Raw genomic sequence first — 12,574 nt, 5'->3', positions numbered from 1 at the left:
ACCCGCGGCGGGCGGGGCCCCCGGGGCGGCCCCGCCGCGGACGCCGCCCCGGGCGCGCCGCCCCTGGAGACGCCCACCGCCCCGGGCGCGCCGCCCCTGGAGACGCCCACCGCCATCGGCGCCGGGCCGTCGGGCGCCGGGGGTGACCCGCTCGCGGTGGCGGCGGACACCGCGCAGGTGCCGGCCGCCGCGGCCGTGAGCCGTACCGCCGCCGCCGCGCCGCCCGTCGGCTGGGCGGCGGCGGACCTCGGCGCACCGGCGACCTTCGTCCTGCTGCGGCACGGCGAGACCGCGCTCACCCCGGAGAAGCGTTTCTCGGGCAGCGGCGGCAGCGACCCCGACCTGTCCCCGGTCGGCCGGCGGCAGGCCGACGCGGTCGCGGCCGTCCTGGCGGCGCGCGGCACGATCCAGGAGATCGTCTCGTCGCCGCTGGCGCGCTGCCGTCAGACCGCCGCCGCGATCGCGGCCCGCCTCGGCCTGGACGTCCGGATCGAGGAAGGGCTGCGGGAGACGGACTTCGGCGCCTGGGAGGGCCTGACCTTCGCGGAGGTACGGGACCGCTTCCCGGACGACCTGGACGCCTGGCTCGCCTCCCCGAAGGCCGCCCCCACGGGCGGTGGCGAGTCCTTCGCGACCGTCGCCCGCCGGGTCGCGGCGACCCGGGACCGGCTGACCGCCCGTCACGCCGGCCGCACCGTCCTGCTGGTCACGCACGTCACGCCCATCAAGACCCTGGTCCGCCTGGCGCTGGGCGCCCCGCCGGAGTCGCTGTTCCGCATGGAGCTGTCGGCGGCCTCCCTGTCGGCCGTGGCGTACTACCGGGACGGCAACGCCTCGGTGCGCCTGCTGAACGACACCTCGCACCTGCGGTGAGCCCGGCGGGCTGGCGGCTCACGTCCGACGCCGAGGAGTTCGGCCGCGAGGCGGGCCCGTGCCTCGCGGCCGACCCGGCCGGCCACACCGTGCCGCTCACCGTCGCCGAGACGGTACGGCGCCACGGCCCCCGGGCGCTCGGGACGGACGACGCCCGGTTCGGTGTCTGGCGCCGCCGCGCCGACGGGCCCGTCGAGGCGGTGTTCGTCCGGACACCGCCCAGGGGCCCGCTGCTGGGACCCATGCCGGAGCTGGCCGCACGGGAGCTCGCCGAGGCCCTGCGCGGCACCGGGGCCGAGGGCGTCAAGGGCGGCGAGGGGCCCGCGCGGGCGTTCGCCGAGGCATGGACGGCGGCCGGGGGATCGTGGGCGATCACCCGCCGCAGCCGGCTGTACCGGCTCGGCACGCTCACGCCCCCGCACCCGGCGCCGCCCGGCGCCCGGCGCAGGGCCACCGCCGCCGACGTACCGCTGGCCGCCGCCTGGATGGACGCCTTCGCCGCCGACATCGGCACCGGCCCGGCCACCGACCACACGGCCCACGCCGAGCGGCGCGTCGCGTACGGGGGGCTGTACCTCTGGGAGACCGGTGGCGTACCCGTGTCGATGGCCGCCCACTCACCGGTCGTCGCGGGACAGGCCCGCGTCGCGCCCGTCTACACGCCGCCCGCATTGCGCGGTCGCGGGTACGCCGGGGCCGTCACCGCCGCCGTCAGCCGCGCCGCCCGGGAGGCCGGCGCCCGGCAGGTGCTGCTCTTCGCCGACGTCGCCAACCCGACCAGCACGGCCCTCTACCAGCGCATCGGCTACCGCCCCGTCGCCGACCACGTCGACATCGCGTTCACCTGAACGTGCGGCCCCGCAGCGCCGACGCCTCGCGCGCCAGAAACTCCACCCGCGCCCAGTCCCGCGCCGCGAGCGCGTCGCCCGGCAGCATCCACGTACCGCCCACGCAGCCCACATTGGGCAGGCCGAGATAGGACGGCGCCGACGCCGCCGTGATGCCGCCCGTCGGGCAGAACCGGGCCTGCGGCAGCGGGCCCGCCAGCGACCTCAGGTACGCCGTGCCGCCCGCCGCCTCCGCCGGGAAGAACTTCAGGTCGCGCACCCCGCGCTCCAGCAGAGCCACCACCTCGGAGGCCGTCGAGACACCGGGCAGGAACGGCACGCCCGACGCCTCCATCGCGTCCAGCAGCCCGCCCGTCCAGCCCGGGCTCACCAGGAACCGCGCGCCCGCGCCCACCGCGTCGGCCACGCCCCGCGCCGAGACGACCGTGCCCGCGCCGACCACGGCCTCCGGGACCTCCTCGGCGACCGCCCGGATCGCGTCGAGCGCCGCGGCGGTCCGCAGCGTCACCTCGATCGCCGGCAGCCCGCCCGCGACCAGCGCACGCGCCAGCGGTACGGCGTCGGCGGCGTCCTCGACGACGACCACGGGCAGGACGGGGGCGTGGTCCAGCACGGACCCGGCGGCGGTCATGCGCCCATCCTGCCCGGGTGGAGCATCACCCGCAATGAACGTTGCGCATGGCGCAACGGGCGATCAGTGGATCTCGTTCACCAGCACGTCCAGCTTCCCCGCCGCCGGCGTCTCCACCACGTACCCGAGGTCCCCCAGCGCCTCCGCCAGCTCGGCCGGCGACCCGGGCACCGCACCCGCCTCCAGCAGGCTGCGCACGATCCGGCCCTTCGTCGCCTTGTTGAAGTGGCTGACCACCTTGCGCGTCGGCGCGTGCAGCACCCGCACCGTCGCCGTCCGCGCCGCCACCTCGCCCTTGGGCCGCCACGCCGTCGCATAGGCGGCCGACCGCAGGTCCAGCACCAGCCCGTCCCCGGCCGCCTCGGGCAGCACGGCCGCCATCGGCGCACGCCAGTACGCCCCCAGCGCACCCAGCCCCGGCAGCCTCACACCCATCGAGCAGCGGTACGACGGAATCCGGTCGTCCACCGACACCGCGCCCCACAGCCCCGAGAAGACCAGCAGCGACGCCCCCGCCCGCTCCCGTGCCGCCGCGTCCAGCGTCGCCAGCCCCAGCGCGTCGTACAGCACGCCCGTGTAGACCTCCCCGGCCGGCCGGGCACCCGCCGTCCGCAGCCCGGCGTTCTTCGCGACCTCGCCGCGCAGCCCCTCGCTGAGCCCCAGCACCTCCCGCGCCTTCTCCTCGTCGCCGGAGCACAGCTCCACCAGCTCCTCCAGTACGGCCGCCCGCGCGGCCGCGAGCCCCGGCAGCGACAGGGACCCCGGCTCCAGCGGCGTGCCGCTCCCCGATGCGGCCTTTCCTTCCGAGGGCGGCAACAGCACGAGCACGGTGGTTCTCCTTCGGTACGTACGCGAAAACGGGGGTGCGGCCCCGCGCCAGCGTACAAAGTGCCGCGCCGTGCCCCGCGCCCTACGCTCGACCCATGCCCCGCCGCCAGATGCGAGTGACCGGCGCGGCCGAGGCGGCCCTGCGGGACGCCCTGCGCGCGCTGCGTACCCAGCCCGACGTCCCCGGCGCCTTCCCGGCCGCGGTCCTCGCCGAGGCCGAGGCCGCCGCCCGCTCGCCCCGCCCGACGGAGCGGGACGCCACCGGCATCCCCCTCTTCACCATCGACCCGCCCGGCTCCACCGACCTCGACCAGGCCATGCACCTCGCGCGCCGCCCCGGCGGCGGCTACCGCGTCCACTACGCCATCGCCGACGTCGCCGCCTTCGTCACCCCCGGCGGCGCGGTCGACACCGAGGCCCACCGGCGCGTCCAGACCCTGTACTTCCCCGACGGCCGCGTCCCCCTCCACCCCGCCGTCATCTCCGAGGGCGCCGCCAGCCTCCTGGCCGGACAGGACGCCCCCGCCCTGCTGTGGCGCATCGACCTCGACGCGGACGGCCGCCCCGTCGCCACCGACGTCCACCGCGCCCTCGTCCGCAGCCGCGCCCGGCTCGACTACGAGGGCGTCCAGCGGCAGCTCGACACGGGCACCGCCGAGGAACCGCTCGCCCTCCTCCGCGAGATCGGCACCCTGCGCGAACGGCTGGAGGCCGAGCGCGGCGGCATCTCCCTCGCCGTCCCCGAGCAGGAGATCGTCGAGCGGGACGGCGCCTACGCGCTGGAGTACCGCGCCCCCCGTCCCGCCGACGCCTGGAACGCCCAGATCTCCCTGCTGACCGGCATGGCCGCCGCCGACCTGATGACCGCCGCCGGCACCGGCATCCTCCGCACCCTCCCGGCCGCCCCCGACGGAGCCGTCTCCCGGCTGCGCCGCTCCGCCCGGGCCCTCGGCATCGACTGGCCGCACCACGTCTCGTACGCCGCCCTCGTCCGCTCGCTGGACCCGCACGACAGCCGCCACGCCGCCTTCCTCCAGGACTGCACCACCCTCCTGCGCGGCGCCGGGTATACCGTCTTCACCGGCGGCGAGGTGCCCGCCCTGACCGTGCACGCCGCCGTCGCCGACGCGTACACGCACTGCACCGCCCCCCTGAGGCGCCTCGTCGACCGGTACGCCGGTGAGCTGTGCCTCGCCGCCGTCGCGGGCGAGGAGCCCCCGGAATGGGTACGGGCCGCCCTGCCCGGCCTCCCGCGCCGGATGGCGGAGGGCTCACGCCGCGCGGGCGCGGTCGAGCGGGAGTGCGTGGACCTCCTGGAGGCGGCGCTCCTCCAGGACCGGGTGGGCGAGGTGTTCGACGCGTACGTCATCGACGTCCACGAACGGGACCCGGCCGTGGGCACCGTCCACCTGGAGGACCCGGCGGTCGTGGCCCGCGTCGAGGGCGGCACGGCCCCGCTGCCGCTGGGGGAGCGGCTGCTCGTACGGCTCACGCGGGCCGCTCCGGGACGGGAGAAGGCGCTGTTCGCTCCCGCGGGAGCGCCCGCCGCAGCGCCTCCGTGAGGCCGCGGGCGTCATCGGCGTGGCACCGCACCAGACGCACCTGGTGGCGCGCGCCCAGCAGCCGCACGGCCGTCACGGGCTCGGCCAGCTCGATGGTGACCGAGGTCTGCGACGCGACGGCCAGCGTGAGCAGCCCGTCCTCCTTCTCGTGCGAGAACCGCATCTCGTGCCGGACGGCGGCGATCCGCTCCAGCGGTATCGACAGATCGACATGTCCGCCCTGCCGCAACCGCAGCACCCCGTCCCCGAGCACGTGCGGCCGCGTCACGGACGCCGCGTGCAGCCCCAGCACGAACAGCACCGTGTAGACGTCCAGCACCAGCACCACGGCGTGCACGACCGGCCACGAGCCCAGCAGGTACGACATGCCGGCCGTCTCGACCACGCACACGAAGGCGAAGCCGTACATGTACGCGGCCTGGTCCCGCGCGTGCCCGAACACCCGCAGCCCCGGGCCCGCCCCGTGCGGCCGGCGCGCCACCCACCGCACCAGGCTCACCATCAACCGCAGCTCGTGCCCGATCAGCCGCACGACCGGCTCCGGCACCAGCTCGTGCACCGCCTCCCGCCACGACAGGCCCCGCCGCCGCAGGTGTACGTACGCCACCACCCCGCCGGCAGTCAGCACGAGCACCGCCACCTCCGCGCCCATGAGCACCGCGCCCGGCACCCGCACCCCCGCCACCAGCAGCACGGCGAGGACCACCTCGGCCGGCAGCAGGGCGTACGCGGCGCCCCGCAGCACCCGCCTCACCGCGCACGCTCCGCGGCGATCCGCATGGCCCGGCGGACCACCTCGGCCTGCGCGGCGGAGAAGTCCGCGAAGAACGCCTCCTGGAACGACCCCCGAGCGGGCTCCGCGTCCGGAAGGTGCCCCACCACCTCGTCCGGCAGTAGCGCGGCCAGCGCCCGCGCCGCCTCCTCCACCCGCACGTCACCGGCGTCCGCGTCGCCAAGGGCGTCGAGCCGGGCGTACACGTCGTAGGCCCGCTCCATCGCGCCCGGCTCCTCGGTCATCCGCCGCATCGCGCCCAGCAGCCGGGCACTCTCCTGCGCCGGCATCACCGTGTCCAGCAGCGTGAGCATCTCCCGGTCCCGCGCCGCCATCGCGGGCTCGGGCCCCGGCAGCCCCGCCGACGCCCTGGTCAGGTCCGCGAACAGCTCCGCGAGCCCCGGCGACACCGGCCCCTCGGCGGGCAGCCGCCCGGCCCGCGCCTGCTCCAGCAGCCGCCCCAGTCGCTCACGGCGCGCCCCGATCTCCTCCTGCTGCCGCGCCAGGTCGGCGTCCAGCTCCTGGAGCACCTCGACCAGCTCCTTGCCGGCGTCGGCGGCCAGGACGTCCCGCACCTCGTCCAGGCCGAGCCCCAGCTCGGTCAGCCGCCTGATCCGCGCGAGCAGCACGGCGTCGCGCAGCGAGTAGTCCCGGTAGCCGTTGGCCAGCCGCCGGGGCTCGGGCAGCAGGCCGAGGTGGTGGTAATGGCGCACCGCCCGCGCCGTGATGCCGACGAGGCCGGCGATCTCTCCGATCCGCATGGCCTCAGTAGAAACGTTGACGCCGCGGCAGGGTCAAGCACCCGCCGGACGGCCGGTAGCATGGTCGGCACGGCAGACGAGCCGGGCGGACGGCCGCGTGGAGAGACCTTCGGGGATCTTCCCGAGGAACGTCCGGGCTCCACAGGGCAGGGTGGTGGCTAACGGCCACCCGGGGTGACCCGCGGGACAGTGCCACAGAAAACAGACCGCCGGGGACCTCGGTCCTCGGTAAGGGTGAAACGGTGGTGTAAGAGACCACCAGTGCCCAGGGTGACCTGGGCAGCTAGGTAAACCCCACCCGGAGCAAGGTCAAGAGGGAGCACCCCGGTGCTCCTGCGCGGACGCATGAGGGCTGCCCGCCCGAGTCCGCGGGTAGACCGCACGAGGCCGGCGGCAACGCCGGTCCTAGATGGATGGCCGTCACCCCGACGACCGCGAGGTCCCGGGGTACAGAACCCGGCGTACAGCCCGACTCGTCTGCCTCGCCCCACCTCGCACCCGCTTGAGATAATCGCGTGGGGGCCCAGGTGTCACCCGGGGGCGCAGGGAGCGACCGTGATCCGCGTGCTTCTCGTAGGGAAGACCCGCCTGGTGCGGGGAGCGCTCGCCGCTCTCCTCGCGCGGGAGGAGGACATCGACGTCGTCGCCGAGGCGGCGGCCGGGGCGAACGGTGACCTGCTCGCGCGGGCGATGCTGTGCCGGCCCGACGTGGCGGTGATCGACGTCGACTGCGAGGAGGGCGAGGAGTTCGCCGCCGGGGGCGGCCTGGCGGCGCGGCTGCCGGACTGCCGGATGCTGCTGATGATGGCCTCGCCCAGCCCCGAACGCCTGCGCCGCATGCTCGACGTGCGCGCCGCCGGGGTCCTCAGCATGAACGCCCCCGCCGACCGCCTGGTCCACGGCGTCCGCAAGCTGGTCAGGGGGCAGCGGTTCATCGACCCCGAGTTCGCGCTGGCCGCACTCGACGCGGGCGACAACCCGCTGACCCCGCGCGAGGTGGAGGTGCTGCGCATGACCGCCGACGGCATGCCCACGGGGGAGATCGCCGAGCGGCTGTCCCTGTCCGTGGCCACGGTCCGCAACCATCTGGCGGCGGTCACGAGGAAGGCCCAGGCGCGCAACCGGATCGACGCGATCAGGATCGCCCGGGAGTCCGGCTGGGTGTGACGGCGGACGGCGCCGCGGGCCGGGCCAGGAACGGCAGGTGCACGGGGGCGTCGTGGAAGGCGGCGCCCAGGGCGAGCAGCACGCCGGCGTTGCCGGTGGCCAGGTCCAGCGAGAGCCGCAGGAGCCGCTCGCCGGGGAAGACCAGGTGGCCGCGGTGGGTCAGGGCCTGCCGCGACAGGTGGCGCACATGCCCGGCCACCTCGGGGTCCCGCTCGGCGGCCGTGCCGGGTGGGTGGGCGCGGCCGAGGTGGAGGATCATGCCGGCCGTGCCCCGGAAGAGCCCCGACTCGGCGGAGAACTGCGCCGACGCCGCCCGGCGTATCTCGGCGGCCGCCGTGACGAACCGGTCCTCCGCACGGTGCGCGAGGTAGTCGTCCAGGACGAGTCCGATGCCCGCGCTGCCCTCGGCGAGGTACGGCACGGTCCGCCAGCCCTCGTTGACGTGCAGCCCGCCGTTCCTGCGCACGACGCAGCGGCGCAGGTCCTGGTCGAGGGCGGTGGCGGCCAGGTCGAGGAAGGCCGGGTCGCCGGTGTGCTCGTACAGGTGGACGAACAGCAGCGCGGGCCCCGAGGAGCCGTGCATCAGCCCGGCGTACGGGTGCCCGCCGCCGCTGGTCGCCGGCACGCCGCCGGCCGGGCCGAGCCGGGCGGCCACCTCCCGCGCGACGCCCATGGCGGCGTCGTGGAACGCGGCGTCGCCGGTGACGGCCGCGAAGTGCCGGAGGTTCAGGCCGATGCCCGCCAGCCCGCCGTGCAGCCCGAGGCCCAGGTCCCGCCACCGGTCCTCGCCGGTGCACCGGGCGAGCACCCGCAGGGCCTCGTCGCGGTGACCGAGGCGGTCGAGCACGTAGGCGACCCCGTGCAGACCGTCGTAGAAGCCGGGCCGGGTCCCGGGCTCCGCGCCGAGCGCGTGGCGCACCAGCCACTCCTCGTGCTCCGGGCGGTGCCCGGCGCCGGTCACGTCCAGCGCGTACAGCACACCGGCGGCGCCGTACGCGATGCCCAGGCCCCCGCCCGGCGCCCGGAACTGCTCGATGTCGCCCGGGAAGAGCCGGTCGTCACGCTCCGGGGTGGCGGCGTCCGTGACGGCGGCGGCCAGCGACTCCCTGATGCGCGGCCAGCCGCCGGGGCCGGGCCGCGTGAGTGGCCCGCTCGCCGTCACCGCCGTACCACCGCCGTCGCCCGTGATGACGCGCACGGCCCGCTCCAGGAAGGCGGCGGGCACCGGGAACACCCGGCGGGCCTCCGCCGCCAGGTGCCCCGCCTTGGCCGTGTCCAGCCCGATCAGCGGGGTCAGCGGCATGAACATGTGCAGGCGCAGGCACGCCAGGGCGTAGTGGTCGACGCCGGGACCGGTGCGGTCCTCCGGCGCCGCGAACCCCGGTGCGGCCAGCAACTGCGGCCGCTCCTCCGCCGCGTCCGCCGCGCCCTCGAAGTCGATCAGCACCACCCGGCCGTCGGGGCGGACCAGGATGTTGGACGGGTGGACGTCGCCGAGGACCACACCCCGGGCGTGCACGGCGGCCACCGCCCGCTCCACGCGGCCGGCCAGGTCGACGGCCCAGGAGGTGTAGGCGACGGCCGCCGTGTCGTCGCCGTCCGACTCCGCCAGCGGGTACCGCTCGCGGAGCACGTCCGCGAGCGGCTGCCCGTCGACGAACTCCTCCACCAGGACGTGGCGGTCCGCCAGGACGAGGTGGTCGCGCAGCGCGGGTACGCAGTCCAGGCCGGCCAGCCGCTCCAGGGTCGCGCGTTCGCGGTGCAGCCTGGTGACCGCGTCCGCCCCGTCCGCAGTGAGGCCCGCGTACGGCCACGCCTCCTTCAGGACGACGCGCTCCCCGGTGCGCACGTCCTGACCGGCGTACAGGCCGCCGCCGTTGGACAGGTGCAGCGCCCTCCCGGTCCGGTAGGGCAGTCCGGCGGGGACCCGTCCGGCCCGTTCGGCGGCGGCGTGGGGCGCGAGGAAGGCGGGGAGCGTCACCCAGCCGGGGACCTCGAAGTGCTCCGCCCGCGTGTCCGGTACGAGCCGGCCGGCGCCGTCCTCGATCGCCGGCACCGTCTCGCCCGTCGCGGGCGAGGCGCAGTACCGCCGGGCGAAGCCGCCGTACCTGACGTACAGCGGCCCGGACGCCCAGCGCAGGGTTCCCGGGACGTACGGGCCGGGCCGGCCGCGCAGGACGCGGTCGAGGCCGGTGAGCGCCCGCTCCAGCGCCGCCTCGTCCACCGGGTGGACCGTCGCGAACGTGCCGCTCGTCTCGCGCGGCGCGTACTTGCCGTTGGCGTCGAACAGGGCCTCGGTGCCGCGGAGGAACGCGAAGGCGATGCGCCGGGGGACGCAGTGGTCCCATAGCGCGTCGAGGACGTCCCGCGCGTTGTCCGGGCACGCCGAGACGTGGATCTGCCACCCCTGCGCGGGCGGCTCGGCGCCGCCGGGCAGGCAGACCACCCACGGGCCCCTCTCGTACCGCGTCCACGTGTCCGGCACCGGCCACCGGGCCTGTGCGAAGTCGCCGCCGGTGTCGCCGGGGAGGCCGCCGTCCGGAAGGGGGCCGCCGCCCGGAAAGGGGCCGCCGCCCGGAAAGGGGCCGGCCGTCCCGTCGGCACGGTGGGGCGTGTCGTAGAAGAAGGGGTCTGTCAGGCAGTAACCCTCGTGACGCGTATCCACGTCGGTCTCCGCTCCTGGCCCGGGCTCGTGCCCGCATCCGCCCGGGGACACTAGTGAGGATCGCAGAGCCCACCACCGCGGGAACACCACTGTTCCTCCCGTGTGCGATGGTCCGAGTGACCCCCGGGGCGGGAGGAACGCCCATGCCGCCGGGCGGACGGTCCCGGTCCGCGCGCCACCGCGCGGGTTCGGTGACAATCCGGACATGGACCACACACCACAGGTCACCGCCGTCACCGCCGAACGGCACATCGCCGCCCCGCGCGACCGTGTGTGGGAGGCGCTCACCGACCTGCACGGCCTGCCCGGCACGCTGAGCGGCGTCACCCGGGTGGAGGTACTCACCGAAGGGCCCTTCCAGACCGGCACCCGGTGGCGCGAGACGCGCCGGATGTTCGGGAAGGAGGCCACCGAGGAGCTGTACGTCACCGCCTGCCAGGCCCCCTCCCGCTACGTCGTGGAGGCCGACTCGCGCGGTACGCACTACGTCTCCGAGTTCACGGTCCGCGAGACCGCGCCGGGACGGACGCTGGTGCGGTCGTCGTTCTCCGCGCGCCCCCCGAGCGGTGGCATCGGCGGCCTCCTCGCCAGGCTCCTGGGCGGCATCGGCCGCCGGGCAGTGGCCAGGGCGGTCGAGCGCGACCTGGCGGACGTGGCGGCGGCGTGCGAACGGCGCCCGGGCGACGCCTAGGCCCGCGCGGCGAGGTCGGCGAGCAGGACGACGAGGGGCGGGCCCGCCTGCCCCAGGGAGCCGCGCCACAGCCCGGGGTCGGAGACGAGGAGCATGATCCCGCCACCGATCATGAAGGCCGAGACGTACGTGATCAGGGCGCGGCCGGTGGTCTCGTGCCCCAGGCGCAGCGCGACGAACCCGGCGACCAGCCCGAGCGCCAGGAACAGGTTGTAGAACCCGACGTTGAACCGCCACAGCCGGACCTCGGGCGCGTCCGCCGTGCTCCCGGTGAGGAAGACACGCACCCACGGACGGCCGTAGAGGAAGCTCTCCAGCGGCCATACGAAGACGTGGACCGCCGCGGCGATGAGGGCGAAGACCTGGCTGACGGCGTTCATGCGGCCGATGGTCCGCCCCGGGCACGGCCACCGGCGGCCGGGACACGGCCCGTTCACCCGTCCGCCGGGACGGCGCGCTGACGCGCCACGGGTGGCGCAAGGTCCACGGGAAGCGGGGTACGGGGAGGTACGGCTGGGACAGCCTCGTACCCGTACGCAAGGAGACACCGTGACCATCCCCGCGGACCAGCTCAGCGACCCGGCCGTACGCGCCTTCGTCGCGGCGGTCAACGCAGGTGACCAGCGGGCGTTCTACGCCGCGCTCGCACCCGGCGCCACCATGTCCGACGACGGCTCCGACCGGGACCTGCGGCAGTGGGCCGAACGCGAGATCTTCTCGGCCAACGGGCACATGGACGTGGAGTCCCAGCAGGCCGACGGCCTCGCCCTGGTCGCCCGGTACCGCAACGACACCTGGGGCGAGATGCGCACGGCGTGGCGGTTCGTCGTCGAGGACGGGAAGGTCGGCCGCTTCGAGACGGGCCAGGCGTAGCGCCCGACCGGCCCGTCCCGCGGCGCCGGGGCGGGGTCAGCCGCGGCCGATGTAGGGCATCGCCGTGGCCATCACCGTGGCGAACTGGACGTTGGCCTCCAGCGGCAGGGCGGCCATGTGGGCCACCGTCCGGGCCACGTCCGCCGCGTCCATGACCGGCTCGACGGCCGTCTCGCCGTTCGCCTGGAGGATGCCGGTCTCCATGCGCCGCGTCATGTCCGTCGCCGCGTTGCCGATGTCGATCTGGCCGCAGGCGATGCGGTAGGGGCGGCCGTCCAGGGAGAGCGACTTGGTCAGGCCCGTCATGGCGTGCTTGGTCGCCGTGTACGCGACCGAGTGCGGCCTCGGCACGTGCGCCGAGATGGAGCCGTTGTTGATGATCCGGCCGCCCCGCGGCGACTGCTCCTTCATGTGGCGGTACGCCGCCTGCGCGCACAGGAAAGCGCCCGTCAGGTTGACGTCGACGACCGCCCGCCACGTCTCGTAATCCAGGTCCTCGACCGGAGTGCCGCCCCCGGCGAAGGTGCCCGCGTTGTTGAACAGCAGGTCCACGCGGCCGAACCGGTCCCGGACCGCCGCGAACAGGGCCGTCACCGCCTCGGGCGCCGTCACGTCGGTGGGCACGCAGAGGGCGTCCGTACCAGTGAGGGCCGCCGTCTCCTCCAGCGGCCGCGCCCGGCGCCCCGCCAGGGCGAGCTCCCAGCCGTCCTCGGCCAGCGCCAGGGCCACGCTCCGGCCGATCCCCGAGCCGGCCCCCGTCACCACCGCGATCCTCCGCACAGCGCTCATGGGGCCGCAGCGTACGGGAGAGTCCGGCACGCGGACCTCATATGGCCGCCATGTGGATGTTGTGTACCCGACAACCGGTGGTGGTGGGATGCCCCCGACACACGCCACCAGGGG

13 protein-coding genes and 1 other RNA gene are annotated in these 12,574 nt (G+C 75.9%); 7 read left to right on the top strand and 7 right to left on the bottom strand.

The genetic code is table 11. The features are described 5' to 3' along the window. Both E2B92_RS07635 and E2B92_RS07630 read left to right on the top strand, forming a co-directional pair. Positions 1 to 873: bifunctional RNase H/acid phosphatase (locus tag E2B92_RS07635; RefSeq protein ID WP_200840161.1), on the top strand; the 873-nt coding region annotated here is incomplete at its 5' end. Then, positions 870 to 1,721, top strand: coding sequence for a GNAT family N-acetyltransferase (locus E2B92_RS07630; RefSeq protein WP_126883041.1), 852 nt, complete (start codon positions 870 to 872; stop codon positions 1,719 to 1,721). The genes E2B92_RS07635 and E2B92_RS07630, both read left to right, overlap by 4 nt. Here the strand turns inward: E2B92_RS07630 and eda are convergent. Together eda and yaaA are read right to left on the bottom strand one after the other, a co-directional pair. Continuing rightward, on the bottom strand, positions 1,714 to 2,352 hold the full coding sequence (gene eda, locus E2B92_RS07625; RefSeq protein WP_126883042.1) for a bifunctional 4-hydroxy-2-oxoglutarate aldolase/2-dehydro-3-deoxy-phosphogluconate aldolase: 639 nt from the start codon (positions 2,350 to 2,352) through the stop codon (positions 1,714 to 1,716). The genes E2B92_RS07630 and eda overlap by 8 nt on opposite strands. Before the next feature lie 63 nt (positions 2,353 to 2,415). After that, complete coding sequence (gene yaaA, locus E2B92_RS07620; RefSeq protein ID WP_126883043.1) at positions 2,416 to 3,180, bottom strand: peroxide stress protein YaaA; 765 nt, start codon at positions 3,178 to 3,180, stop codon at positions 2,416 to 2,418. 95 nt (positions 3,181 to 3,275) lie between these two features. Between yaaA and E2B92_RS07615 the strand changes: the two genes are divergently transcribed. Further along, the gene (locus tag E2B92_RS07615) at positions 3,276 to 4,742 is read left to right on the top strand and encodes an RNB domain-containing ribonuclease (RefSeq protein WP_126883044.1); all 1,467 of its coding nucleotides are present in this window, start codon (positions 3,276 to 3,278) and stop codon (positions 4,740 to 4,742) included. Here the strand turns inward: E2B92_RS07615 and E2B92_RS07610 are convergent. Both E2B92_RS07610 and E2B92_RS07605 read right to left on the bottom strand, forming a co-directional pair. Further along, positions 4,669 to 5,496, bottom strand: a complete 828-nt coding sequence (locus tag E2B92_RS07610) for a hypothetical protein (RefSeq protein ID WP_185923465.1) — start codon at positions 5,494 to 5,496, stop codon at positions 4,669 to 4,671. The two genes, E2B92_RS07615 and E2B92_RS07610, sit on opposite strands and share 74 nt — an antisense overlap. Then, positions 5,493 to 6,275: a MerR family transcriptional regulator gene (locus tag E2B92_RS07605; protein ID WP_126883045.1), complete on the bottom strand. Its 783-nt coding sequence runs from the start codon at positions 6,273 to 6,275 to the stop codon at positions 5,493 to 5,495. The genes E2B92_RS07610 and E2B92_RS07605 overlap by 4 nt, the downstream gene beginning before the upstream one ends. Positions 6,276 to 6,352: 77 nt before the next feature. On the opposite strand from E2B92_RS07605, the gene rnpB reads away from it, so the two are divergent. After that, an RNA gene (rnpB, locus tag E2B92_RS07600) (RNase P RNA component class A) lies at positions 6,353 to 6,755 on the top strand. A gap of 75 nt (positions 6,756 to 6,830) precedes the next feature. After that, positions 6,831 to 7,442: a response regulator transcription factor gene (locus E2B92_RS07595; RefSeq protein WP_126883046.1), complete on the top strand. Its 612-nt coding sequence runs from the start codon at positions 6,831 to 6,833 to the stop codon at positions 7,440 to 7,442. On the opposite strand, the gene lanKC is transcribed toward E2B92_RS07595, so the two are convergent. After that, positions 7,411 to 10,107, bottom strand: coding sequence for a class III lanthionine synthetase LanKC (lanKC, locus tag E2B92_RS07590; protein ID WP_126883047.1), 2,697 nt, complete (start codon positions 10,105 to 10,107; stop codon positions 7,411 to 7,413). The genes E2B92_RS07595 and lanKC overlap by 32 nt on opposite strands. 205 nt (positions 10,108 to 10,312) lie before the next feature. On the opposite strand from lanKC, the gene E2B92_RS07585 reads away from it, so the two are divergent. Further along, on the top strand, positions 10,313 to 10,798 hold the full coding sequence (locus E2B92_RS07585; RefSeq protein ID WP_126883048.1) for an SRPBCC family protein: 486 nt from the start codon (positions 10,313 to 10,315) through the stop codon (positions 10,796 to 10,798). Here the strand turns inward: E2B92_RS07585 and E2B92_RS07580 are convergent. After that, a complete protein-coding gene (locus E2B92_RS07580) occupies positions 10,795 to 11,178 on the bottom strand; it encodes a DUF1304 domain-containing protein (RefSeq protein WP_126883049.1) in 384 nt (127 codons plus the stop codon). The genes E2B92_RS07585 and E2B92_RS07580 overlap by 4 nt on opposite strands. A 169-nt stretch (positions 11,179 to 11,347) precedes the next feature. On the opposite strand from E2B92_RS07580, the gene E2B92_RS07575 reads away from it, so the two are divergent. Further along, a complete protein-coding gene (locus E2B92_RS07575; protein WP_126883050.1) occupies positions 11,348 to 11,671 on the top strand; it encodes a nuclear transport factor 2 family protein in 324 nt (107 codons plus the stop codon). A 36-nt stretch (positions 11,672 to 11,707) separates the two neighbouring features. On the opposite strand, the gene E2B92_RS07570 is transcribed toward E2B92_RS07575, so the two are convergent. Next, the gene (locus E2B92_RS07570; protein ID WP_126883051.1) at positions 11,708 to 12,460 is read right to left on the bottom strand and encodes an SDR family oxidoreductase; all 753 of its coding nucleotides are present in this window, start codon (positions 12,458 to 12,460) and stop codon (positions 11,708 to 11,710) included. Positions 12,461 to 12,574: the final 114 nt, after the last annotated feature.

Source organism: Streptomyces sp. WAC05374 (genome assembly GCF_004353505.1).
GTDB lineage: Bacteria > Actinomycetota > Actinomycetes > Streptomycetales > Streptomycetaceae > Streptomyces.
Note: the sequence above shows the minus strand (reverse complement) of the source record. Positions and strands in the feature narration are given on the sequence as shown.